Consider the following 21,743-nt stretch of genomic DNA (forward strand, 5'->3'; position numbering starts at 1 on the left):
GTTGATCAGGATGACCGTGCGAATCACTGTCCTGAGCCTGCTCCTGCTGGTCCTCCCGGGCTGCCAGACGCTGAGGCTGGCGCCGGCGCCGGAGGCACCGCCACTGGTGCCGCCGCAGAAGGCCATGGCAAGCCTTCAGCTCAACCAACGGCTAACGATCCGCACGCCCGATGGTGAGACCCGTCGAATGCTGGCGATTACCACCCTGGCACCGGACCGGATGCAGCTGAACGGCCTGAGTGTTACCGGCCAGCGGCTGCTGGAGATCCGATGGGACGGCAAATCTCTGGATACCTGGCAGGCGCCGGGTCTGGAAAAGACCCTGCCCGCTGAATGGCTGCTGGCGCAGATCCAGCTGGCGTATTTGCCAGAACCGGTGTTGCGTAAATATTACCACGGTAACTGGTCGTTACAGACCGATACCGGAAAGCGACACCTCCTGCTTGAGGGAGAAAGTAACATTACTGTAACCTGTCGCGCTCCGTTATCGGGTGGAAGGTCGGTCGGGCGGAATTGCCTGGTACCGGGTACCTCGGTACTGATTGATCACCACCGGTCGGGCCTCTTCATCAGGGTGGACACGCTCAAGGTGGTGGAGCAAGTGCTGAACAGGGACGCTTCCGGGCACTCTTCAGCGACAGGACCCTTGACGGCCGAAAGGCCAGAGCGCAGTCGACCATGATGCAAGCTGTCTATCTGCACAAGCCAGCGATTCTCTGTGCCCTGGGCAACAGTACGGACGAGGTGGCCTGCGCCCTGTTTGCCGGTGAGCCCCGGCCTCTGACCAGGACGGATCAGTATACCCCCGGGCGGGTTCTTCCCCTGGGCGCAGTACCCGCTGATCTGACCGCCTTTGCGATAGCCGATGTGCGGGAAAACAGCCGCAACAACCGTCTGTTGCTTGCAGCCCTCCCTCAGATACGGGCTCAGGTGGAACAAGCGCTGGATCGGCATCCGGCTCACCGCATCGGAATCGTCCTCGGTACCAGCACCTCCGGTATTGGCGATGCCGAACAAGCGTTTGTCGAGCGTCAGGGGGATGGCCCGCTGCCGCCCTGGTACCACTACCAGCAACAGGAAATGGGTGGGCCGGCACGCTTCCTGGCCCGTTACCTGCGTACATCCGGTCCAGCCATCACCCTCTCTACTGCCTGTTCGTCCGGAGCCAAGGCCTTGGCCAGCGCCCGTCGGCTGATCGTTACCGGCATCTGTGATGTGGTGATCTGTGGTGGCGTTGATACCCTGTGCCGGCTGACCGTCAATGGTTTCAGTGCCCTGGATTCGGTGAGCGAGAGCACTTGCAATCCCTTCAGTCGCAACCGCAATGGCATCAATATCGGTGAGGCCGCGTGCCTGTTCCTGATGAGTCGCGACAGTAGCCCGGTGGTTTTGGCGGGCGCCGGCGAAACCTCTGATGCACACCATATTTCTGCGCCCCATCCGGAAGGCCGGGGCGCTCGCGGCGCAATGACTTCCGCCCTTGAAGACGCCGGCCTCGCGCCCGGTGACATCGGCTATCTGAACCTGCATGGCACCGCCACCCCCCAGAATGACCGCATGGAAAGCCTGGCGGTAACCTCGATATTCGGTGACCGTCTGCCATGCAGCTCGACAAAACCGTTGACTGGCCATACCCTCGGCGCCGCCGGCGCCCTGGAAGCGGCCTTTTGCTGGCTGAGCCTCACCGGTAGCGGCCAGTTGCCGCCCCATTGGTGGGATGGCGAGGCAGATCCGGACATGCCGGCCCTCAAGCTGGTGTCGCCCGGCGAGGACGAGCGGGGTACTGTGCCCCGGCATGTGCTGAGCAATTCCTTTGCCTTCGGCGGCAACAATATCGCCCTGGTGCTCAGTGCCACCGGTGAGGAACGTCGCTGATGACCCTTGCCATGGATTCATCACATCCCGAATGGACCGTGGACGAACTGGTCCGGCACCGGGGAGACATCAGCCTGCTGGACCGGATACTGGGGTATGGGGATAACTGGCTGGAAGCCCGTGCCGTGGTGACCCGTAACAATTTGTTCCTGGAGCATGGTGAAGTGCCTGCCTGGCTCGGTATCGAATATATGGCCCAGGCGGTGGCTGCCTGGGCCGGAACCCGGGCCCGTGTTGAGGGCAGACAGGTAAAAGTAGGATTTCTTCTGGGCAGTCGCCGTTATGAGAGCAGCGTCGCTGGATTTCCGGAAGGGTGTACTATGCGAATCCGGGTGGAGCAGGAGATGGCCGGTGACAGTGGCCTGGGTGTCTTCGATTGCTGGATCCGCGGTCGCGATCCCCGAGGCGAGTCTTTCGAAGCCCACGCCCGACTGAATGTTTATCAGCCCGAAGAATTTGACGACCTGTTGAAGGTGGAGAGATGACAGAAACAGTTCTGGTAACCGGTTCTTCCCGGGGCATCGGCAGGGCAACGGCCTTGCGCCTGGCCCGGGATGGATACGACGTGGTGCTGCATTGCCGCAGCCAGCGGGAGCAGGTCGAGGTAGTGGCTCGGGACATCGAGGGGCTGGGGCGGAATGCCCGCATCCTGCAATTCGATATTGCCAACCGGCAGCAGACGTCCGACGCCCTGCTGGCAGATGTGGAAGCCCATGGTGCCTACTATGGTGTGGTTTGCAATGCCGGTGTGGCCCGGGACAACGCGTTCCCGGCTATGCCGGGGGAAGACTGGGACGCGGTCTTGCACACCAACCTGGATGGCTTCTACAACGTGCTCAACCCGCTCATCATGCCCATGGTTCGCCGCCGCAAGCCCGGTCGTATTGTTACCCTGTCCTCAGTGTCAGGACTGATCGGCAACCGTGGCCAGGTCAACTACAGTGCCGCCAAGGCGGGCATCATCGGTGCGAGTAAGGCCCTGGCGGTGGAGCTGGCCAAACGCCGGATCACGGTCAATTGCGTCGCCCCCGGGCTGATCGAAACCGAAATGCTGGCGGATGTGCCGGTGGAGGAGGCGATGAAACTCATCCCCAGCCAGCGTCTGGGCAAGCCGGAGGAGGTCGCGGCCGCTGTCAGTTTTCTGGTGTCCGATGACGCCGGCTATATCACCCGGCAGGTGATTTCGGTAAACGGGGGAATGTGCTGATGAGACGGGTCGTAATAACCGGTATGGCAGGCATTTCCCCTATCGGCAGTGACTGGCAGACCGTCTGGGGCAACCTCGAGAACGGCCGCACCGGTGTCCGCCGGATGGAAGACTGGGACCGTTATTCCGGTCTCAATACCCGACTGGGAGCGCCGGTCACGGACTTCGAGCGGCCCGCCCATTACCCACGGCGCGCTGTCCGGGGTATGGGACGTATTGCCCTGATGGCCACCCGGGCGTCGGAGCTGGCCCTGGAGAAAGCCGGGCTGCTGGACGACGAGCGCATCCGCGACGGTCGCATGGGGGTTTCCTACGGTTCCTCCACCGGTTCACCCAGCGCCGTGGCGGAGTTTGCCAACATGCTGATCCACGGGGCGGTGGACGGTCTTAATGCTACTACCTACATCCGCATGATGTCCCATACCGCGCCGGTGAACATCGGTGTCTTCTTCGGGCTCAAGGGCCGGGTGATTACCACATCCAGCGCCTGCACCTCGGGTAGCCAGGGCATCGGCTACGCCTACGAAGCTATCAAGTATGGCCAGCAGACCCTGATGGTCGCGGGGGGCGCCGAGGAGTTGTGCGCCACCGAGGCGGCGGTGTTCGACACCCTATTCGCCACCAGTACTGCTAATGACACCCCACACTTGAGCCCGCGACCCTTCGACGCTGACCGGGACGGCCTGGTGGTGGGCGAGGGCGCCGGTTCGCTGATCCTGGAAGAACTGGAGCACGCCAAAGCCCGGGGCGCCACTATTTACGGCGAAATCGCCGGCTTCGGGACCAATTCTGACGGCGCCCACATCACCCAGCCCACCCGAGAGACTATGCGCAACGCGCTGGAACGGTCCCTCGAGGACGCGGGACTGGCCCCGGAAGCCATTGGCTACGTCAGCGCCCATGGCACCGCCACCGACCGTGGTGATGTAGCGGAAACCCATGCTACCGCCGATATTCTGGGCAACCGGGTGCCCATCAGCGCTTTCAAGAGCTTCACCGGCCACACCCTCGGTGCCTGCGGCGCGCTGGAAGCCTGGGTGGCAGTGGAGATGATGAACCAGGGTCACTTCCACCACACCGCCAACCTGAAACAAGTGGACCCGGAATGTGCCGAGTTGGATTACATCACCGGTGAAGTCCGGACGCTGGACTGCGAATACGTGATGAGCAACAACTTCGCCTTTGGCGGCATCAACACCTCGCTGATCTTCAGGCGCTGGGTGTCCTGATGGATTTCCACCAGGTACCTGACGGTCGGGAGTGGACGGCATGCAGGCGTTGATCTACCTGACTCTGTTGCTGGCGCTAATGTGGTTTTGCCGTCGACAACTACTGAATCCCAGGTGCCACGGCTTCTACCGGTTTTTTGCCTTTGCCGGCATCCTCTGGATTCTGGTACGCGCCGTGCCCCGATGGCACGAGCAGTTGCTGTCATTAAGCCAGGTTGGTGCAACCCTGCTGCTTGTGCTGGCCGGGGTTTTCATGGTCAGCGCGCTGTGGTGGCTCAGAAGCGAAGGGGGTCGCCGACACCGGGAACAGCCGGTGGAAAACTTTGCCTTCGAGAATACCGCCCGTTTGGTGACTGCGGGTATCTATCGTTACGTTCGCCACCCCATGTATACCTCGTTGCTGTTCCTGTGCTGGGGTAGCTATCTGAAGGAGACCTCGGGCAGTGGCCTGTTGGTGGCGCTCGGGGTATCGGTGGCGTTGTTTGTTACGGCCCGGGTAGAAGAAGGCGAGAACCGCGAGTTCTTTGGCGACGACTATGATTGTTATCGACAACAGAGCCGGTTATTCATCCCATTTGTACTTTAATCACGGCCCCGGCGGTCGCTCAGCGGACTGAAATATTTTGGTTACCATAGAGCCCCTGTCATACCAGTATTCTTCCCGAAGCGCGCCGGTACTGGACGGTATCAGTCTGACCGTGGCCGACGGTGCCCTGTTCGGCCTGCTGGGCCCCAACGGCGCCGGCAAGACCACGCTGTTGTCAATGCTCACCGGTCTGCTGCCCTGTCAGCCAGGCACGATCTTTGTTGACGGTCAGGACGTGGCCATGCCTGGCGCCCGGATCGCTGCGGGCCTTGCGCTGGTACCTCAGGACTACGCGTTCTACCTGCCGCTGACCGTGGGCGAGAATCTGCGCTTCTTTGCCGGTGTGCAAGGGATATCGAAGGCGAAAATCGCTGAAAGGGTTGATCATTGCGCCCGCCTTACCGGCATCCAGGATCGCTTGCAGGAGCGGGCAGGGCGGCTGTCCGGTGGCCTCAAACGGCGCCTGAATCTGGCCATCGGGCTGCTGACGGAGCCCCGGTTGTTGTTGCTGGACGAACCCACGGTGGGTATCGATCCCCACTCGCGGCACTTCATCCTGGAGACCATACGGGATCTTAACCAGCAGGGCACTACCGTCATCTACACCTCCCATTACATGGAGGAAGTGGAAGAGCTCTGTGACCGCGTGGCTATAATGGACCACGGTCGCCTGCTGCGGGAAGGGCCGCTACCCGAGCTGCTCAGCGCGGGCGAGGGTAGCCTGGAGAACCTGTTCCTGAACCTGACTCACCGACAGCTGAGGGACTGATATGGCTCTGTACCGCGCCCTCATTCGCAAGGAATTCCTGCTGCTGAGCCGAGACCCTCACGGTCTACTGCTGCTGTTTGTCATGCCGGCGGTGTTCGTGCTGATCATGACCTTCGCGTTGCAGAACCAGTACGCCATGAACAAAGAAACACGACTGGACTTCTTCCTGGTAAACCAGGACGGCGGTTCCCTGAGTGCCGCATTTGCCCGGGAACTGGGAGCGGCTAGCCCATTCAACCGGGTGTCGGCTGAGGCCCCGGAGCAGACGTTGCGCCAGCGGGCCAGGGCGGACGAGGTCATGTTCCTGGTATTGGTACAGCCGGATTTCGAAAGCAACCTGGCGGACCGGGGACAGGCGGTGCGTCTGCTGATTGCCCCCGGCACGTCACCGGTTTTCGCCGGCATTGCGGAGGGTCGGGTGACCGAGCTTCTGAACCGGTTCTATCTGCAGTACCGCATGGCGTTCCTGCCGGGCATCAGCGCCGGTGCCCTGGATACCAGTAGTTCCATGGTGGCATCGGAGTCGTTGTTTGATGACAGCGGTATGCTGCCATCTTCCGTGCAGCACAATGTGCCGGCCTGGTTGCTGTTTGCAATGTTCTTTATCGCTGTACCGCTGTCCACCACCCTGATTCACGAACGTCAGCAAGGCACCCTGATGCGACTGCAGACCATGGGGGTGTCCCGGGCCCGGGTGCTAGCGGGCAAGGTGGTACCCTATTTGCTGGTTAACCTGATGCAGGTGTTGGTGCTGTTTCTGATTGGCCTGTACCTGATCCCGCTACTGGGCGGGGACAAGCTGACCCTGGGTAACCATTCCACAGGGCTGGTGCTGGTGTCGGTGGCGGCCAGTCTGGCGGCGGTCTGTTACGCCCTGTTTATCGCCCAGATCACCGCCACCGTGGAGCAGGCGACCATTGTCGCAGCAGTGTGCAATATCATCATGGCGGCCATCGGCGGGGTCATGGTGCCCCGTTTTCTGATGCCGGAAACCATGCGCCAGCTGGGGGACTTCTCACCCATGGCCTGGGGCCTTGAGGGGTTTTTCGACATCCTGTTGCGCAACGGCACCGTGGTGGATGTGTTGCCGGAAACCGGTGGCCTGGTGAGCTTTGCTGCGCTGATGCTGGTGCTCACTTTTGTTTTTTCCCCTCGCTCCGCGAGCGCCTGATTTATTGATATGACCCGCTGGAAGATGCCGTTGTATGAACATTGAAGATCTGAAAATTGAACTCAAAGAGCTGATCATTGACGAATGCGACGTGGATGTGGAGGCGGGTGAAATCCAGGACAACGAGTTCCTGATTGGCCCTGAGAGCCGCCTGAATCTCGATTCCCTGGATGCTCTGAGCATCTCCCTGGAGGTCAAGCGGCGCTTTGGCAAGCACATCGACAGCGGGAACGAAACCCGGCTGGCTCTGACCTCGGTGGAAAAACTGGCGGCGTTCATTGTCGCGGACTGAGTGGCAAGGCTTCGGTAAAGGTTGGAGGACGTGATGGGGCGGCAAGCCAGAATCAGCGCCACGGGTATGATCAGTAGCCTGGACGGCGGTGTCGCTCAGGCCGCACGGGCATTATTAGCGGGACCTGAGCGAACTGCCCGCTACCTGGATCTCGAAGGTTTCGCGGAGCCCCTGTCCGTCCCCTATCATGGTGTGAATGGCGGCCCGGAGGATGCCGGGGCAAGGCTGAACTGGTTGCTGGACGAGGCACTGGCGGAATTGTTCGCACGCGTGCAGTTGGAGGCTTCGGAACGGGCCAGCATGCCGGTGTTTATCGGTTCGTCATGTTACGGTATCGGCATCGGAGAAGCCGTCTACCGGCAGCAGCTGACCCATAGCCCGGCGCTGGCGATGCCTCTGCCACTGGATGGCTTCGGCCAGATCAGTCATCACCTGCAGACCTGCCATGGTTTCACGGGCCCGGATTTTTCTCTCAACACGGCCTGCACCGCCACCGCCAACGCGCTGATCAGCGCGATGACCGCCATCCGTAACGGGCAATGCGACCGGGCTCTGATTGTTGGACTGGAAGCCCGCAACCTCACCACGCTCTCCGGGTTCCACGGCATGCAGCTGATGGCTGCGAATACCATGCGCCCCTTTGACCGGCGACGGGATGGCCTGATTCTGGGGGAAGGCTGCGGAGTATTGCTGCTGGAGGTGGACAATGGCTGCGCTGGGGGCAGTTATCTGAGCGGAGGTGCCAGCAACTGTGATACCTACAGTATCTCCGCGTCCCACCCCGACGGCAGCTCTATCGCCGCAGTGATGGCCGAGGCGCTGGCGGACGCTGGTATCAGCCGGGATCAGATAGCGGCTATCAAGGCCCACGGCACTGCCACGCCCCTGAACGACAACAGCGAGGCTGCCGGCATGCGCCGGCTGTTCGATCCGGTGCCGGATTTCTTTTCCCTGAAATCCCTGCTCGGTCATACCCTGGGCAGCTGTGGGGTGATGGAAACCATCCTGATGGACGCATGCCTTGCTCAGAACCAGCTTCCGGCCAGCTCCGGGTTTGCGGAGGCGGACAGCGACCTTCAGGTTTCCCCCGTGACCGAAGCTCGGGCTGCTGCTGACGGCTATTACCTGCTGAACTTCTTCGGATTTGGCGGCAACAACGCCAGCCTGGTGTTGAACAGGCAGAGTCGTCCATGAGCCTGTTCAGCCCGGTACTGACCATCCGGTCCACCGGGGATCATTATCAGGTAGTGGACCCTGGCCGGGGTCCAGCGTCGCTGAAGGATGCTCTGGCGGCCGTGTGTCGTGACCGTTTCCGGCGCATCGACCGCTACACCCAACTGGCACTGATCGGTTCCGGGCGCTGTGTCGGGGACAGCCTGCCGGCCCGGGATACCGGCCTGTACATCGGTTCCCGATTCGCTTCCCTGAGCAATACCATCAAGGTGCATGAACAGATGGTCGCTGGCGGCAGCGTGCCCAAGCCGGCCAACTTCATTAATACTCTCAGTAACTCTGCCGGCTATTATGTGGCCAGGAGCCTGGGGCTAGGTGGTCGCAACCTGTTCGTGTCCCGTCAGGATGCTTCATTGATTGCCGCGTTGCAGCTGGCAGCGCTGGATCTAAGGGCTGGCGCTGTCCGGCAGGCCCTGATCGGGGTGGTGGATGAGTCCTCAATGCCATTGGAGGAACACTGCCGGCGGCTGGATGTCCCCGGTGAAACCTCTTTGGGAGAGGGCAGCCACTGGTTCACGGTAAGCCTGGATGGCGGCAACGAAACAACGGCCGACGTCCAGCCTGCACTGGCGACGCTGACCCATCTTGCCACCTTGGCGAATGGGGAAGCGCTGGCGGACTGGGTTGAGAAAGTGGGCGCGGCCGGGACCAGGGTCTGGTGGCCAGAGCAAGATGCCGAACTCCCGGCGGCTTTGGCCGGTTTACCACGATATCGGGCCGGCCTGGCCTGCTATTCCGCCGCCATGGGCGGCGCCATGATCCGCTATCTGGGTAGTAACCATGTGGAACCGCTGTTGCTGCTGGCACCCGACGGTGCCAACCGGTTCCACGGGGTCCGGCTCGACCGTTTCCGGTAACCCCCAGCGCAACGCTATTCCGGGAGGCCCGTCATCAGTTGCCGGTAGGCAGCCTCTTCCATGGCGGCAACCTTCATCAGCTGATCGGCCAGTTTCTGGTAATCCAGGGTCATGCGGCCCTTGAGCATCTTGGCGCAATAGAGGGCAAATCGCCGCCACTCGTCGCCGGCATCGGTCACCTGGTCGGCACAGCGGGCTAGTCGGGGTTTGTCGATGAGGGTAGCGGATTCCTGCAGGAAGGACGCAAACAGGAACCGGAAGCCCGCGCCACCGGTGCCGATCTCTTCCTGCATCCGCACCATGTGGCCGATAAACAGCCGGTTGAAGTGCTCGTTGGCCGGGGAAAAACGACCGATTCGGCGGGCTACATGGCGGATGCCCTTCACTCCAATGATGGGTAGGGGCGTGCGCAGCATCATGTTCACGGTGCTACGGATCGCCGCCGGGATGGCGCAGTCGTAATCCACTGAATCCGGTAGCCGGGTGGGATAGTAAAGCAATCCCTTGGGAGCCAGCATGCCTTTCACGAACCGGGCCCGCTGCAGGCCTTCGGCATCGGCCCGGACCGGTTCCTCGAAGGTGGGGTCGCTGATCAGGTAGTCGTCCTGCTCCCGGCCGTAGGCCACCAGATTGTGGGCGTTGAAGTGAAAGCGCATGTTTTCCGGAAAGTAGGGCAGCCAGTACACCGACGCCTGCAGGCCCACCGGGCGGTCGTCGGCCAGGTGTCCGTCGAGGGCCGCCAGCCCCGCTTCCGGGGTGCGAAAGCGCTGGAAATCGAAGCTGGCACCAATCCGTCGACTCAGCCCCCGGATTATCCTTCCTGGCGGCATCCGATAGGCGAGCATGGGCATGCCCCCTACCCGGATCAGCGGAATGTAGGCGAAAGTGAGGGCCGACGACAAGCCGAACACCATGGGCTCCGACAGGTCCAGCCCACTGTGGCGCAAAAGGCTGGCCACGGCCCCGCTTTCGCAGTGGGCGGTTTGCTGGTGACGGAAATCAGTCATGGCTTGGCTCATGGTCTGGTGGCAGGCAGGTGAGTTCGTCGTGGCCGAGTTGCAGTGCCTGCTGATAACGGGTCAGTTTAGTGGTGGGCAAACGACGGAAAACGGACGGCTTGAGGTGACGGCGAACCTGCCAGCGGAAGAGCCCGGAGGCCTGTGCCAGCACCGTCAGGTCCATGCGCCGGGCATACATGTGGTACTCCAGGGGCGAGGACAGACCCTGTTTGACCCGCTGCCGGGCTTCCGCGGCCTGACGCCGGAATTCGTCCACAGCCTGGCCAAGCACCACCTCCTCTGCCTCCCAGCCGCTGGACAGTACGGTGGTATAGCGCCCGGACTCGTCCCGAGCATAGAGCCGCTTGCGCTGACCTCCCAGCGAGCGGGCCCTGTCCTGGGGCACGTCCCGGTCACGCATCGCCGGCTCCGGGACCACACACGGTCAATTGCATGAAGCAGGAAGAGAAACGACCGCTTTCCGGTACATAGCAGAGAATCTTCTCGCCTTGGCTCAGCCGGCCGGAATGGAACAGTTCCTCCATCATAATATAGATGGAGGCGGAGCCGGTGTTGCCCTTGTCGGTGAGGTTGGTGGCCCAGCGCTCGAAGGGGATAGTAAAGCCTACCCGTTCCATGCCGTCATAAAGGCGCTGGCGGAAGAAGCCTGACGAGTAATGGGGCAGGAACCAGTCGTAGTTGTCGCCGGAAATGCCGCGGCGCCCTAGAATATCCGGCAGAAATTGTTCCACCGTTGCGGTGACGATGTTCTCGTTGAGCAGCTTCACATCCTGCTTGATAGCAAACACGGACTCGTCCTGAATCACCTCCGGGGGCAAATCCTTCCAGCTTTCCAGGGTACCATCCTCGCGCTTGCGCGCGCCGGCGTACATGCAGGCCTCCAGTTGGTTGGCGTAGGACCGGATATCAATCCAGTCAATACGCAGCGAGAGGCCGTCAGTGGCTGGTCGGTTTTCCATTTTCACCGCGCCGGCGCCATCGGACAGCATCCAGCGCAGGAAATCCTTTTCAAATGCCACTTCCTGGCGTTTGTCCAGGGCATTGAGGCTGGCTGCGGCTTCCGGTGCAAAGAACTTGCCTCGCATAATGGCAGAAACGACTTCCGAGCCGGTGGCAACAACCATGTCATGGACCCCGCTGGCGACGCCCATCCAGCCGTACTTCATGGCGGACATGCCCGCGAGGCAGACACCGGCGGTGGCTACTACCTCGCAGGCAGGGGAGCCCAGTTCGCCGTGCACCATGACACCATGATTAGGCAGCAACTGGTCCGGCAGGCTGGTGCCGCAGACCAGGCAGTCCATGCGTTCAAGAGTGCCTTTGCCCAGCGCCCTGACCGCTTCAGCGGTCAGTTGGGCATTGGTATGGCTACGCTCGCCCGTCTCCGGATCAATGGCGTAGTGGCGGTTGCGGATGCCGTTGCTCTTGAGAATGATTCGCCGGGCCCGGGACGGACTCAGTCCGGCCTGACCCAGTACGGCTTCCATCTCGTTGTTGGCGACGGGGGCGTTGGGCAGGACGGCGGCGATTTCCGTGATGTAAACCTGGTTCATGGGGTGTGACAGCTCAGTTCTTGAAGTTTGTTCCGGGAAGTCGCAGCAATGCTGGCAATGTTATTCACCGGAAGGTGCGGCGAACCGCGCCCGCAGGTGGGCAATACGTTTACGGGTGAGGGGGGCAGTGATTTTACGCACCAGCACACCCAGGGGTACCACCGTCAGGATCATGGCGATCAGGAAAACGGAATAAAACGCCAGCACAGGCCGGCGCTGCCAGGAACCGGCGGGCCCCACGGCCCTCAGCAACCGTCCCCATAGGCGGAAGGCCCGCTTCCCGGTACGCTCGCTGCTGATCAGACGGTCGTCAACAGTAACGGCATGCAGGCCTCGAAGCAGGGTCTCATCCAGGGCGTTGCCGGCCTGCAAGCGTTCGCGGATGCGGATACCGAAACGGTCGCAACCGGTTATGTCACGCTGCGATACCCCGGCCCGGGGTATCCGGCCACCCAGGAACGGGCCCTGACGCCCGGTCAGCATCCACAGGGGGGTGGCGAAAAAACTCAGGAAGCTGCCGGCCTCATCCACCAGGGCCACGTTGCCGGCCAGTCGAGCCCCCAGGCCATCGAGCATCTGCTTCATGTCCTCCTGGGCCATCAGCCACATGTTGCGACAGCCAATCAGGGTAACCACCGGCTTGTCCTTCAACAGGCTGGCAGCCCGGGGATGTTGCAGGAAAGCTGTCATAGGCATCGACGGCGACAGGAACCATACTTGGTAAGCCAGCACCACCAGATCAAAATCGTCATCTGCGGAAACGATGGGTTCCTTCAGCGCTGGTGGGTCACGATAGACGCACTCAGGAAACGTATCGAGAAACGTCAGGAACGGCCATGGAAACGGGAACGGCTGTTCCGGGCAGAGATTTTCAAAGGTCACCTCAATGTCCGGCGCTGACACCAGTGGCTGGGTGAACTGCTTCGTAATGCTGTCCAACTGCCCGGTCTGGGAATAGTGGACTACCAACACCTTATTCATTTTACCCGTCCAGAGAGCTGTGCCAGAATCGCGTCCGTTAATTACCTGTAACCAATCGGTAATAAATTAAGCGCGGGATCATACCATAGGTACTTCCCTGTCTGAGCGGCCCGAATGTAGTGAATTGTATGGACATTGAACTTTTTATTTCTCCCGATCATCCGGCGCTTACGGGGCACTTTCCGGGCAATCCCATTGTGCCTGCAGTGGTGATTATCCAGGCAGTGGTCCGCCGTCTTGGTGAAGTGACCGGTACCCGGATTGACGAGGTCAGGCAGCTGCGGTTCCAGCATCCGCTGCTGCCGGGGGAGCCGCTAACCATGAGCTGCGAGCCCAGGGCGCCTTACGCCTGGCGGGTCACCCTCAAGGCAGGGGATACCTTGATAGCCAGGGGCACCTTCGGGCAGCGCACCGCCCCACTGCCGGCTCCCGGGACCGGACCGGCCGGGTACAGGACACGGCGGAACGGGGCCGCCGCCTACCGGGTGCTGCCACATTCGGGCAACATGGCGTTGATAGATACCTTTGAAACCGATGACACCGGCAGGGTGTATACCTCAATCGGTCACGCCACCGGACATCCCCTTGAGGAGTCAGGGCATCTGGCACCCTGGGTTGCTCTGGAGTATGCCGCCCAGTTATATGGCTGTCGGACGCTGCTGGATGTGGATGGAACATCACCGGCGGATCCCATGGATCGTGCGTTTATCGTGATGGTCAGATCGCTGCAGGTTAATGCCGACTGGCAACCGGGTGGAGGCCGCAGGGCTGAGCTTGGGCTGCAGGTGGTGAGTGCGCAGGGCAACGCGGCGCAATGTGAGTTCGACGCGCGGTCGGATGGCGGTATAGTGAGTAGAGGTGAGTTCACGGTGGTGTCCGGCCGTTAGGCGGGGGGCGGGAAGGCGCGTCCGCAGCCCAAGCATAAAAAAACCGCCAACCTTGTAAAAGGTGGCGGCTTTCTTGAGTATGGCTCCCCGAGCTGGGCTCGAACCAGCGACAAACGGATTAACAGTCCGTTGCTCTACCAACTGAGCTATCAGGGAACAGCAGTGCAATGACGCGCATGATAGGTGCTTTGGTGACATCGGTCAAGAGCCTGAAATAAATGATTAAAGAGTGATCAATGCAATGATTATAACGACCTCCGGGTGTTTGGCCTCTCAGTTGGGATGGTGTCAGAAGTGAGCCGGTTTGCCTCTGAGCCACATCCACTTCCGATCGGTATTGGTGAGCGCGCTCAAGCTTACTGTCCGCCCCGTTGGCTCCGCAGTGGCCATGTGCAGTCTGTGTGGCCTTCGCTGTTTCGGCGTGTGACGCTGGCAGCGCCAGTGTCAGAGGTCATAAAAACGGCCGACGACGACGAACTGCACCTTGACTGGTATCGCCAGGGCGGTCGGCGTCTTGCTGTGCTCTGTCATGGGCTGGAGGGCCATAGTCGTCGGCCCTATATTCGGGGGCTCGCCAGGGCCTTGCTAAGAACAGGCTGGGATGTGCTGGCGTGGAATTTTCGCTCCTGCGGCGGGGTAATGAACCGACAGCCCCGGTTTTATCACAGCGGTGCTACAGAAGATCTGGGTCGCATAATCAGTCACGGGCTAGAACAGGATTATCAATCCCTGGCACTGGCGGGTTTCAGCATGGGGGGCAACCTGAGCTTGCTCTATCTCGGAGAGCAGGGCAGTGACCTGGACCCGAGGATTCGCGGTGCGGTCACATTTTCTGTGCCCTGCGATCTGGCCGGCAGCGCCGATATGCTGGCCCGCCCCAGCCGTAGAATCTACATGCAGCGTTTTTTACGGGATCTGCACGTGAAAATGTCTGAAAAAGCACGGCTGTTTCCGGATCTCATTGATGTCTCCGGGTTTGAATCGATTCGCAACTTCCACCAGTTTGACGACCGTTACACGGCGCCGCTCCATGGGTTCAAAAGCGCGGCTGATTATTGGGCCCGCTGTTCGGCGCTCGGTCAGTTAAGGAGCATCAGCGTGCCCGCCCTCATGGTGAACGCAGCTGATGATCCGTTTCTATCCTCGAGCTGTTTTCCGGAGAGCAGGCAGCTACTGGGCAAGAACGTCATACTGGAGACCCCGAAGTGGGGTGGGCACGTTGGTTTTGTCGAACATGCCCGTGATGGCTACTACTGGTCCGAGCGGCGGGCGGTGGCTTTTCTGGAACAGCTGGCTTAACCGCCGTTGATAAGCGATTCCAGTTTGGGCCAGACGTTCCTGAGCAGAATAGCTTGAGCTTCCTGCGTGGGGTGAATGCCATCATCCTGCATAAGGTTTTCGCCCTCGAAAATACCGTCAAGAAAGAACGGCACCAGGGCGGTGGACTCTGATGCAGCCAGTTGCGGATATATGTTGGCAAAGGCTTTGGTGTAGCGTTCGCCGTAGTTGGGTGGTATCTGCATACCCAACAGTAGCACTCGTGCGCCGGCCTCTTGCGATTGCCGGATCATTGCTTGCAGGTTTTGCTCAATGACGCCCGGTGGGAAGCCGCGCAGGCCATCGTTGCCCCCAAGCTCAAGGATTACTATCTCGGGTGAGTGTCGTGAGAGCAGATCCGGCAGGCGTCGCAAGCCACCGTCGGTGGTTTCGCCACTGACACTGGCATTAACGATTGTCCACCCTGACAGGTTTTCCTTGGCCAGCCGCTCTTCGAGCAACGCAACCCACGCCTGGTCAGTCTCCACGCCATAGGCGGCACTCAGGCTGTCGCCCATGACCAGCACCGTGCCGGAGGCACCGTAAGCCTGGCTCAGGGCGACGAGACAAACCACAAAAACTATTGATCTCAGACGTGAAAATACCGTATCCATAGACATCTGTTTCCGAACCGTTTGCTGGAGAACTTGTGAAAGATCAAACGACCACGACATCTGATATTGCCGGGATCATGCTCAAAGCAACCAACCTGAGTCATCGGGTTGATCTGGCTGATGATACGCTGACGATCTTGCAGGGGGTCAACCTTGAAATCAAGCGTGCAGAGTCGGTAGCTATCGTGGGGCGTTCCGGCTCCGGTAAAACCACGTTGCTTGGCCTGTTGGCGGGGCTGGATACGCCTTCAGAGGGGTCGGTGGAGCTGGACGGTGCGACAATCAGCTCGCTGAGCGAAGACGATCGCGCCAGGCTTCGTGCGCAGCGGGTCGGGTTTGTTTTTCAGTCGTTCCAGTTGTTGCCTGCCTTGTCAGCAATTGAAAACGTGATGCTGCCGCTGGAGCTTGGCGGGCATGAAAACCCTGAAGCAAAAGCCAAGGATTTGTTGGTTCGGGTGGGCTTGGGCGAAAGGCTGCACCATACGCCCCGTCAGCTATCGGGAGGCGAGCAACAACGGGTAGCTATTGCGCGGGCCTTTGCCGCAGATCCGATTGTGCTGTTTGCCGATGAGCCTACGGGTAATCTGGACAACCATACCGGCCAGGCGATCTCCGACCTGTTGATGGCGCTGAATAGGGAGCAGGGCACCACGTTGGTGATGGTGACCCATGATGAACACTTGGCCGCGCGCTGCAAACGGCAATTGCATATTGAAGCGGGTGAGTTGTCGGAGCCTGCAACACAGAACGCCCCGCAAGCAGAGTCAATAGCCTGATGGGTGCTGCCAAAAAATTGTCCTCAGTACGCCGTGACTGGCGTGAGCGGGACGTGCGGGTTGTACTGGCCGCGCTGATCGTGGCGGTCGCCACGGTCGCGACCATCGCTTTGTTCGCCAGTCAGTTACAAAGCACGCTGATTTCGTCTGCGAGTAGCTTCCTGGCGGCTGATCGCAAGCTGGAGGCGGAAAACGGCATCCCCGTGCCCCCTGAGTGGCGTGAAGAAGCTGAACGGCGGGGCCTGAAAACTGCCGAGATGATTGAATTCAGCACCATGGTATTCGGCAATGATAATTTCCAGCTGGTTGCAGCGAAGGCGGTTAACGACGATTACCCCCTGAAAGGCGAAGTCGAATATCAACTCGGGGAAGATGCCCCCAGGCAAGTCTCGGCCCGAGGGCCTGATCGGGGAAACGTGTGGATTAACCCGAGATTGTTGCGGCTGCTGGATGTGGAAATTGGCGGCAGCCTGGAAATCGGCAATAAGGCCCTGACCGTTTCGGGGCTGTTGATTCGCGAGCCCGACGGTGGCTTTAGTATGGCCGCTCTGGCCCCGCGGGTGATGATGCACTCGGATGACGTGGCAGCGACGAACGTGGTTCAGCAGGGCAGCCGCGTGGAGTATTCCTATCTTTATGCGGGCGAAGAAAGTGATCTGAATGCCTTTTACCGCTGGCTGGAGCCGCGCTTAGAGCCCAGCCATGAATGGGAAAGCATCCGCGATGGTGAAGCATTGTCTCAGTCGCTGCTGAAAGCCGAGCGCTTCCTGTTGCTGGGAGGAAGTCTTGCGGTTCTGCTGGCAGCCGTTGCTGTCGCGGTGGCCAGCCGTCAGTACGCGATGAACCAACGCGACACTGTGGCTTTGTTGAAAACCCTTGGACTGAGCAGTCACGGTATTGGTCAGTTGTACATTGGCCGTCTGGCGTTGTGGGGCCTGGTCGGAATTGTCGGTGGCTTGCTCATTGCCCTGCCCATCGTATGGATGCTGAACAGTCTGGTCGCCGACTTGCTGGAACGCCCCGTGGACTTCAGACTGGATATTCTGGCGCTGACGCCCGCTCTGATGACGGCAGTGGTATCACTGTTCGCTTTTGCCTATCCCCCTATTCGCCGGCTTCGAAACGTGCCCGCTATGCGCGTGTTGCGGAGTCAACCGGGGGAATCGGGTCGAGAGGCCTGGTTGGATATCGGGATTGCAGTGGTCGCGGTGTTTGGCCTGGTATGGCTGTATGCCCGGGAAGTCAGTTTGGTGCTCGCACTCCTGGGTGGTCTGGCAGCTTTGCTCGGCATATTGATGGTGCTTGGCTGGCTGATGGTGATTGGCCTGCGCCGCGTCTCCGGCGGTGGTAATGCCTGGCGCCTTGCCCTGGTTGCCCTGTATCGACATCGCCGGGCGAGCCTTTCCCAGATCGCCGTATTTTCCATGACGCTGATGCTTGCCTGCACTCTGGTGCTGGTCCGGTCGTCGCTGCTGGATGACTGGCAGGCCCAGTTGCCTGAGGATACGCCTAATCACTTTCTGATCAATATCGCCCCGGATGCGGTGGATGATGTGGAAGACTTTCTGCAAACACGATCCCTGCCATTGGATACGCTGTACCCCATGGTCCGAGGCAGGTTGACCGAACTCAATGACCAACCGGTAAAAGAGACAGTGAGCAAGGACGAACGGGTAGGGGCGCTCAACCGGGAGTTGAACCTCACCTGGATGGATCAGCTCCCTGCGGACAATCGTGTAGTTGACGGTGAGTGGTTCGAAGAGGGGCAACGCTCGGGGGTGTCGGTGGAGGCGGAGCTGGCTGAAAAGCTTGGCCTCAAGTTGGGCGACAAGCTCGGCTTTACCATCGGTTCTGACAAGGTGAGTGCGGAGATTACCAGTATCAGAACGGTGCAATGGGACAGCATGAAACCTAATTTCTACATGGCTTTCCCGCCCGGAGGGGCGCTTGACGCGATGCCGGCAACCTGGATTACCAGTTTTCACCTGCCAGCAGAACAGAAATCGGAGCTAAATGAGTTCTCTCGCAAATTTCCGACGATTTCCGTGCTGGAAGTGGATCACATTATCGAGCGGATCCGGAGCATCGTACAGCAGGTAACTCAAGCCATTGAAGCCATTTTGGTGCTGATACTTGCGGCCGCTCTGGTGGTCATGGCGGCAGTAGTCAGTGCTACTCTGCAGGACCGTCAACGTGAAGGTGCGTTGCTCAGAACGCTCGGGGGTCGACAGTCTCTGCTGGTGCGTAGCACCATGGTGGAATTCGCTCTCTTGGGATTCTTTGCCGGTGTTCTGGGTGTCGCGGCTGCAGAAGCTGCGGTGTGGGCACTTCAGTATCGCATGTTTGAAGGAGAATTCCGGTGGCACTGGAATGTCGTATTATCGATTCCGTTGATCAGTGCAGTATTGCTGTCGGTATTTGGTCGCTTGCAGCTCCGGCCTGTCCTTGAGGTGTCTCCCATGTTGCTGCTGAGGCGCCTCGAGTAGGCCCTAGTGCCCCGTCTGGCTAATTCGTTAAGCTACTGAGCCAGACGGGGCACGAGCGGCCCGGGGCCAGCCAAGCTTCTGATGAGAGTATGTGGAAGCGGAGCGATATCAGCGATAACGATCCAGAATCTGGTCCAGTTCGCCAGATTCCCGAATCTGTGCCAGCTCGCCATTAAAATCCTTGGCGAAGCCGGCCCAGTCTTTTCTGAGCATCAGGCGGAAGCCGAAATCGCTGATACCGTTCTCGGTATAGCTGAATGCATCCTGCCAGCCATTTTCCCGTATGATCCATTGCCCGACCGAAAGATCGGCAATGGCGGTATGGAAGTGGTCCGCATTGAGCAGAAAACTGAGCAGGTCCCTGTCCTGTGAAACATCAAAGCGCTTGGCCTTACCGGACTCGAAGATCTCTGCCAGTTCGGGATAGCGGTAGCCCAGGTGTGTTACCACCGTCAAGGAGTCAAGGTCGCTGGGTTGTTGGTACCGGAATTCTTCGCCTTTGCGCGTGAAGAACACTTCCCTGATTCTGACCACCGGGTCGGTAAAGACGTATTTGTCTGGATTGTCTGTCCATTCAATGGCGCGTGGAGTGCCATCGATATGGCCGTCCAGCAACATGCTGTCCACTCGCTTGCGAGGGATTTTCTTCGGCTGGACCTTATAATTAAGCCGCTCGGAGACGGTCTTCACCACCTCCCAGACAATGCCAGAGTACTGATCATCGTCCTCAATGATAATGTAGGGAGGGTAGCCGTTAGGAGAGACGTTGAGTTGGAAAACACCCGGGCCCCCCGGTTTGTAACTTTCCAATCCAGGCTCGGCTGACGCTAGGGTTGCCAGCAGACCAGGAAGCAAGCCAAACAGATAAATAGCGGACAGATACTGGCGATGGGTTCGGCACATAGACGACTGCCTCTGAAAAACGACTACTTGGGAAGACCGGCGCCCATGCCCAAAAAAGGCCTGATGCAGGTAAACATCGGGCCTGATTGTTACTTGTTTTTAATGGGTTTTCAACGAACCAAATGTGACAAAGAGTCAAATCACTGCAAAATATTGAGTTCGGCCAGTATTACCTGTCTGCTATTTTCAGGCCCATGCACGTTTCAGTACCGCTTTTGCATCTGCCAGCGTGACTTCTCTCGGGTTGAACATGATCGAGCCATCATCCAGTGCGATAGATGCAATTCTATCCAGTTGAGTTTCGGTAACTTTGCCCGTTTCTTTGAGGGTTCTGGGTAGCTTGCAATGTTTATAGAGTGCGTCTCTCAAACTGCGAATGGCTGATATGGAGGCTTCGGCCCGACGGTCCGCCGGAGTTGTCGCGTAAGCCTCAGGGCCGTCCAGGTAGAGCAGCAGCTCACCCAGTGGGCCGCGTATGGACTCCAGGTTATATTCGAGTACATAGGGAAGATAAAGGCTCATGCAAAGACCATGGGGCAGGTGGCACAACGCCCCGGTAGCGTGCCCAAGCGCATGTACCAGCCCCACCATGGAGTTGGAAAACGCGATACCCGCCATGGTGGACGCCTGGGCAAGTTCCAGCCTGGCTTCAGCGTCTTTCGGGTTATCCATCACCGTTAACAACGATGTACTGACTTTCTTTATGGCCGCAGTAGCAAAGGCATCGCTTAACGGGTTTTTCGCCATACAGGTGAACGCTTCAGTGGCGTGGGTCAGGGCATCCATCGCCGTTGCTGCCGTGATATGCGGTGGCAGGGTAAGTGTCATCCGGGGGTCAATGATGGCGGCGTTTGGCAGCAGGAAAGATGAGGTAAATGGCAGCTTGACCGACTTGGCAGGGTCAGAGATCACCGCCACTGCAGTGACTTCCGAGCCTGTGCCCGCTGTCGTTGGCACCACAAAAAAGGGCTTCAACGGACGTTTGAGTACACCTGCGCCAACGTAAACACTTATGTCGTCTCCACCTTCGGATACCAGAATATTGACTGCTTTAGCCGTATCGATGGCAGAGCCACCGCCAACAGCAATGATCGAGTCACACTTCTCAGAGCGATAGATTCCGGCAATATCTTTCACTACACCAACAGAAGAATCCGGTGGCACGTCATCGTAGATCGCTATGATATCGAGTCCACTCTCTTCGCAGGCAGAAATCACCGGCTCCAACAGACCGGCCGCCCGCACACCCTTATCCGTGATAATCATCGGTCGCTTGGCCGCCAGGCCGGTTAACTCATAGGGGATGTGTTCAAGTGCTGCTTTGCCAGCGATGACTTTGACTGGACAGAAAAATTCGTAGTAACTGTTTTTCATCATGCTCTCACCGTGGCTACAAAATGGTTGGCGACTTTCAGGTAAATCCGGGCTGCGCTGAGGACCTTCTTCGGCAGATTCAGATTGGCCGGATATTCCTTGACCGCTCGTTTGGCAATCAGTCGGGGCAGGATGAAAGCTTCCAGCCGGTTCAGGACCCGCGTCATGCGAACGGCGTAACTGATGTCGCCATCAACCAGCATGCGATCATTGGCGAACGCCACAGAGGTTTTCTCCTGGAACGACAGCACCAGAAAAGCGTGGGCGACGTGTTTGAACTGGATTGACAAGTCGACAGGTCGGGAAGCGTTGTCGCCATGATAGTGCAGGTGGCCATTGCCGATGTGCTCGACAATGAACCGGGAACCATCTGGCATCACCATCATTTCGAACAGGAAACCCTCAGGCAATGCACTGACTTCGGATCGGACATCCCGGTCTACCTCGCTGACCGCCTGCAGGGCCCGGCCCATCACCTGAAACATGAGCTCTACATAGAGGCCGCGCGCCTGGAGCGCCATTGGTGTGATAAGTCTGTTTATCATGGAAATTTCCCGCGTTTTAGTGCAATGGCTCAATTTTTAGAGTTATTGCTCTAAAAGTCAATGTAATTG

The 21,743-nt window shown here is 59.4% G+C and carries 23 protein-coding genes and 1 tRNA gene; 15 read left to right on the forward strand and 9 right to left on the reverse strand.

Annotated features, from left to right (window positions below; genetic code table 11):
* Nucleotides 1–16 precede the first annotated feature (16 nt).
* The 11 genes from F6Y09_RS11820 to F6Y09_RS11870 are packed head-to-tail and all read left to right on the forward strand — an operon-like array spanning nucleotide 17 to nucleotide 9,219.
* A complete protein-coding gene (locus tag F6Y09_RS11820) occupies nucleotides 17–682 on the forward strand; it encodes a DUF3261 domain-containing protein (protein ID WP_179959406.1) in 666 nt (221 codons plus the stop codon).
* Entirely contained in the window at nucleotides 679–1,875 is a 1,197-nt protein-coding gene (locus tag F6Y09_RS11825) for a beta-ketoacyl-[acyl-carrier-protein] synthase family protein (protein ID WP_152207141.1), read from the forward strand. The genes F6Y09_RS11820 and F6Y09_RS11825 overlap by 4 nt, the downstream gene beginning before the upstream one ends.
* Nucleotides 1,875–2,360, forward strand: a complete 486-nt coding sequence (locus tag F6Y09_RS11830; protein ID WP_152207142.1) for a hotdog family protein — start codon at nucleotides 1,875–1,877, stop codon at nucleotides 2,358–2,360. The genes F6Y09_RS11825 and F6Y09_RS11830 overlap by 1 nt, the downstream gene beginning before the upstream one ends.
* Nucleotides 2,357–3,082: a 3-ketoacyl-ACP reductase FabG2 gene (locus F6Y09_RS11835; RefSeq protein WP_152207143.1), complete on the forward strand. Its 726-nt coding sequence runs from the start codon at nucleotides 2,357–2,359 to the stop codon at nucleotides 3,080–3,082. The genes F6Y09_RS11830 and F6Y09_RS11835 overlap by 4 nt, the downstream gene beginning before the upstream one ends.
* A complete protein-coding gene (locus tag F6Y09_RS11840) occupies nucleotides 3,082–4,311 on the forward strand; it encodes a beta-ketoacyl-ACP synthase (protein WP_152207144.1) in 1,230 nt (409 codons plus the stop codon). Before F6Y09_RS11835 ends, F6Y09_RS11840 begins: the two co-directional genes overlap by 1 nt.
* A gap of 40 nt (nucleotides 4,312–4,351) precedes the next feature.
* Entirely contained in the window at nucleotides 4,352–4,897 is a 546-nt protein-coding gene (locus F6Y09_RS11845) for a methyltransferase family protein (protein WP_152207145.1), read from the forward strand.
* A 37-nt stretch (nucleotides 4,898–4,934) separates the two neighbouring features.
* Complete coding sequence (locus F6Y09_RS11850) at nucleotides 4,935–5,666, forward strand: ABC transporter ATP-binding protein (RefSeq protein ID WP_152207146.1); 732 nt, start codon at nucleotides 4,935–4,937, stop codon at nucleotides 5,664–5,666.
* A gap of 1 nt (nucleotide 5,667) precedes the next feature.
* On the forward strand, nucleotides 5,668–6,837 hold the full coding sequence (locus F6Y09_RS11855) for an ABC transporter permease (RefSeq protein WP_152207147.1): 1,170 nt from the start codon (nucleotides 5,668–5,670) through the stop codon (nucleotides 6,835–6,837).
* Between the two features lie 34 nt (nucleotides 6,838–6,871).
* Complete coding sequence (locus F6Y09_RS11860) at nucleotides 6,872–7,129, forward strand: acyl carrier protein (RefSeq protein WP_152207148.1); 258 nt, start codon at nucleotides 6,872–6,874, stop codon at nucleotides 7,127–7,129.
* Nucleotides 7,130–7,162: 33 nt separating this feature from the next.
* Nucleotides 7,163–8,323 carry a beta-ketoacyl synthase N-terminal-like domain-containing protein gene (locus F6Y09_RS11865; RefSeq protein ID WP_152207149.1) on the forward strand — a complete coding sequence of 387 codons (1,161 nt, stop codon included), beginning with the start codon at nucleotides 7,163–7,165 and terminating at the stop codon, nucleotides 8,321–8,323.
* A complete protein-coding gene (locus F6Y09_RS11870) occupies nucleotides 8,320–9,219 on the forward strand; it encodes a beta-ketoacyl synthase N-terminal-like domain-containing protein (RefSeq protein ID WP_152207150.1) in 900 nt (299 codons plus the stop codon). Before F6Y09_RS11865 ends, F6Y09_RS11870 begins: the two co-directional genes overlap by 4 nt.
* 14 nt (nucleotides 9,220–9,233) lie before the next feature.
* On the opposite strand, the gene darH is transcribed toward F6Y09_RS11870, so the two are convergent.
* From darH to F6Y09_RS11890, 4 genes are read right to left on the reverse strand one after another with little or no spacing between them, the layout of a single operon-like run.
* Nucleotides 9,234–10,226, reverse strand: a complete 993-nt coding sequence (gene darH, locus F6Y09_RS11875) for a BtrH-related acyltransferase DarH (protein ID WP_152207151.1) — start codon at nucleotides 10,224–10,226, stop codon at nucleotides 9,234–9,236.
* On the reverse strand, nucleotides 10,219–10,638 hold the full coding sequence (locus tag F6Y09_RS11880) for a DarG family dialkylresorcinol biosynthesis protein (RefSeq protein ID WP_152207152.1): 420 nt from the start codon (nucleotides 10,636–10,638) through the stop codon (nucleotides 10,219–10,221). Before F6Y09_RS11880 ends, darH begins: the two co-directional genes overlap by 8 nt.
* The gene (locus F6Y09_RS11885) at nucleotides 10,631–11,791 is read right to left on the reverse strand and encodes a beta-ketoacyl-ACP synthase III (protein ID WP_152207153.1); all 1,161 of its coding nucleotides are present in this window, start codon (nucleotides 11,789–11,791) and stop codon (nucleotides 10,631–10,633) included. The genes F6Y09_RS11880 and F6Y09_RS11885 overlap by 8 nt, the downstream gene beginning before the upstream one ends.
* A gap of 60 nt (nucleotides 11,792–11,851) precedes the next feature.
* On the reverse strand, nucleotides 11,852–12,772 hold the full coding sequence (locus F6Y09_RS11890; RefSeq protein ID WP_152207154.1) for a dialkylrecorsinol condensing enzyme: 921 nt from the start codon (nucleotides 12,770–12,772) through the stop codon (nucleotides 11,852–11,854).
* 128 nt (nucleotides 12,773–12,900) lie between these two features.
* Here F6Y09_RS11890 and F6Y09_RS11895 point away from each other — a divergent pair, with 128 nt between their 5' ends.
* Complete coding sequence (locus F6Y09_RS11895) at nucleotides 12,901–13,659, forward strand: ApeP family dehydratase (protein ID WP_152207155.1); 759 nt, start codon at nucleotides 12,901–12,903, stop codon at nucleotides 13,657–13,659.
* An 80-nt stretch (nucleotides 13,660–13,739) separates the two neighbouring features.
* Here the strand turns inward: F6Y09_RS11895 and F6Y09_RS11900 are convergent.
* Nucleotides 13,740–13,815: transfer RNA gene (locus F6Y09_RS11900), tRNA-Asn, on the reverse strand.
* A gap of 138 nt (nucleotides 13,816–13,953) precedes the next feature.
* Here F6Y09_RS11900 and F6Y09_RS11905 point away from each other — a divergent pair.
* Nucleotides 13,954–14,958, forward strand: a complete 1,005-nt coding sequence (locus F6Y09_RS11905; protein ID WP_246180507.1) for a YheT family hydrolase — start codon at nucleotides 13,954–13,956, stop codon at nucleotides 14,956–14,958.
* Here the strand turns inward: F6Y09_RS11905 and F6Y09_RS11910 are convergent.
* Nucleotides 14,955–15,590 (reverse strand): arylesterase, encoded by a 636-nt coding sequence (locus tag F6Y09_RS11910; RefSeq protein WP_246180508.1) that lies wholly within the window; start codon nucleotides 15,588–15,590, stop codon nucleotides 14,955–14,957. The two genes, F6Y09_RS11905 and F6Y09_RS11910, sit on opposite strands and share 4 nt — an antisense overlap.
* Before the next feature lie 77 nt (nucleotides 15,591–15,667).
* Between F6Y09_RS11910 and F6Y09_RS11915 the strand changes: the two genes are divergently transcribed.
* Both F6Y09_RS11915 and F6Y09_RS11920 read left to right on the forward strand, forming a co-directional pair.
* Nucleotides 15,668–16,366, forward strand: a complete 699-nt coding sequence (locus tag F6Y09_RS11915; RefSeq protein ID WP_152207436.1) for an ABC transporter ATP-binding protein — start codon at nucleotides 15,668–15,670, stop codon at nucleotides 16,364–16,366.
* Nucleotides 16,366–18,852 (forward strand): ABC transporter permease, encoded by a 2,487-nt coding sequence (locus F6Y09_RS11920; protein WP_152207157.1) that lies wholly within the window; start codon nucleotides 16,366–16,368, stop codon nucleotides 18,850–18,852. The genes F6Y09_RS11915 and F6Y09_RS11920 overlap by 1 nt, the downstream gene beginning before the upstream one ends.
* A 108-nt stretch (nucleotides 18,853–18,960) precedes the next feature.
* Here F6Y09_RS11920 and F6Y09_RS11925 read toward each other — a convergent pair whose 3' ends face one another.
* The 3 genes from F6Y09_RS11925 to F6Y09_RS11935 all read right to left on the reverse strand — a co-directional run bounded on the left by F6Y09_RS11925 (nucleotide 18,961) and on the right by F6Y09_RS11935 (nucleotide 21,674).
* Nucleotides 18,961–19,755, reverse strand: a complete 795-nt coding sequence (locus F6Y09_RS11925; protein ID WP_152207158.1) for a substrate-binding periplasmic protein — start codon at nucleotides 19,753–19,755, stop codon at nucleotides 18,961–18,963.
* 186 nt (nucleotides 19,756–19,941) lie between these two features.
* Complete coding sequence (locus tag F6Y09_RS11930; RefSeq protein WP_152207437.1) at nucleotides 19,942–21,129, reverse strand: iron-containing alcohol dehydrogenase; 1,188 nt, start codon at nucleotides 21,127–21,129, stop codon at nucleotides 19,942–19,944.
* The gene (locus tag F6Y09_RS11935; RefSeq protein WP_152207159.1) at nucleotides 21,129–21,674 is read right to left on the reverse strand and encodes a hypothetical protein; all 546 of its coding nucleotides are present in this window, start codon (nucleotides 21,672–21,674) and stop codon (nucleotides 21,129–21,131) included. The genes F6Y09_RS11930 and F6Y09_RS11935 overlap by 1 nt, the downstream gene beginning before the upstream one ends.
* Between the last annotated feature and the right edge of the window lie 69 nt (nucleotides 21,675–21,743).

Source organism: Marinobacter changyiensis, from assembly GCF_009193265.1.
GTDB classification, from domain to species: Bacteria; Pseudomonadota; Gammaproteobacteria; order Pseudomonadales; family Oleiphilaceae; genus Marinobacter; species Marinobacter changyiensis.

What these genes read in the sequence shown, in the direction of transcription:
- F6Y09_RS11825 (WP_152207141.1), top strand. Translation starts at nt 679, where the DNA reads ATGATGCAAGCTGTCTATCTGCACAAGCCAGCGATTCTCTGTGCCCTG.
- F6Y09_RS11830 (WP_152207142.1), top strand. Translation starts at nt 1,875, where the DNA reads ATGACCCTTGCCATGGATTCATCACATCCCGAATGGACCGTGGACGAA.
- F6Y09_RS11835 (WP_152207143.1), top strand. Translation starts at nt 2,357, where the DNA reads ATGACAGAAACAGTTCTGGTAACCGGTTCTTCCCGGGGCATCGGCAGG.
- F6Y09_RS11840 (WP_152207144.1), top strand. Translation starts at nt 3,082, where the DNA reads ATGAGACGGGTCGTAATAACCGGTATGGCAGGCATTTCCCCTATCGGC.
- F6Y09_RS11845 (WP_152207145.1), top strand. Translation starts at nt 4,352, where the DNA reads ATGCAGGCGTTGATCTACCTGACTCTGTTGCTGGCGCTAATGTGGTTT.
- F6Y09_RS11855 (WP_152207147.1), top strand. Translation starts at nt 5,668, where the DNA reads ATGGCTCTGTACCGCGCCCTCATTCGCAAGGAATTCCTGCTGCTGAGC.
- F6Y09_RS11860 (WP_152207148.1), top strand. Translation starts at nt 6,872, where the DNA reads ATGAACATTGAAGATCTGAAAATTGAACTCAAAGAGCTGATCATTGAC.
- F6Y09_RS11865 (WP_152207149.1), top strand. Translation starts at nt 7,163, where the DNA reads ATGGGGCGGCAAGCCAGAATCAGCGCCACGGGTATGATCAGTAGCCTG.
- F6Y09_RS11870 (WP_152207150.1), top strand. Translation starts at nt 8,320, where the DNA reads ATGAGCCTGTTCAGCCCGGTACTGACCATCCGGTCCACCGGGGATCAT.
- darH (WP_152207151.1), bottom strand. Translation starts at nt 10,226, where the DNA reads ATGACTGATTTCCGTCACCAGCAAACCGCCCACTGCGAAAGCGGGGCC.
- F6Y09_RS11880 (WP_152207152.1), bottom strand. Translation starts at nt 10,638, where the DNA reads ATGCGTGACCGGGACGTGCCCCAGGACAGGGCCCGCTCGCTGGGAGGT.
- F6Y09_RS11885 (WP_152207153.1), bottom strand. Translation starts at nt 11,791, where the DNA reads ATGAACCAGGTTTACATCACGGAAATCGCCGCCGTCCTGCCCAACGCC.
- F6Y09_RS11890 (WP_152207154.1), bottom strand. Translation starts at nt 12,772, where the DNA reads ATGAATAAGGTGTTGGTAGTCCACTATTCCCAGACCGGGCAGTTGGAC.
- F6Y09_RS11895 (WP_152207155.1), top strand. Translation starts at nt 12,901, where the DNA reads ATGGACATTGAACTTTTTATTTCTCCCGATCATCCGGCGCTTACGGGG.
- F6Y09_RS11910 (WP_246180508.1), bottom strand. Translation starts at nt 15,590, where the DNA reads ATGGATACGGTATTTTCACGTCTGAGATCAATAGTTTTTGTGGTTTGT.
- F6Y09_RS11915 (WP_152207436.1), top strand. Translation starts at nt 15,668, where the DNA reads ATGCTCAAAGCAACCAACCTGAGTCATCGGGTTGATCTGGCTGATGAT.
- F6Y09_RS11920 (WP_152207157.1), top strand. Translation starts at nt 16,366, where the DNA reads ATGGGTGCTGCCAAAAAATTGTCCTCAGTACGCCGTGACTGGCGTGAG.
- F6Y09_RS11925 (WP_152207158.1), bottom strand. Translation starts at nt 19,755, where the DNA reads ATGTGCCGAACCCATCGCCAGTATCTGTCCGCTATTTATCTGTTTGGC.
- F6Y09_RS11930 (WP_152207437.1), bottom strand. Translation starts at nt 21,129, where the DNA reads ATGAAAAACAGTTACTACGAATTTTTCTGTCCAGTCAAAGTCATCGCT.
- F6Y09_RS11935 (WP_152207159.1), bottom strand. Translation starts at nt 21,674, where the DNA reads ATGATAAACAGACTTATCACACCAATGGCGCTCCAGGCGCGCGGCCTC.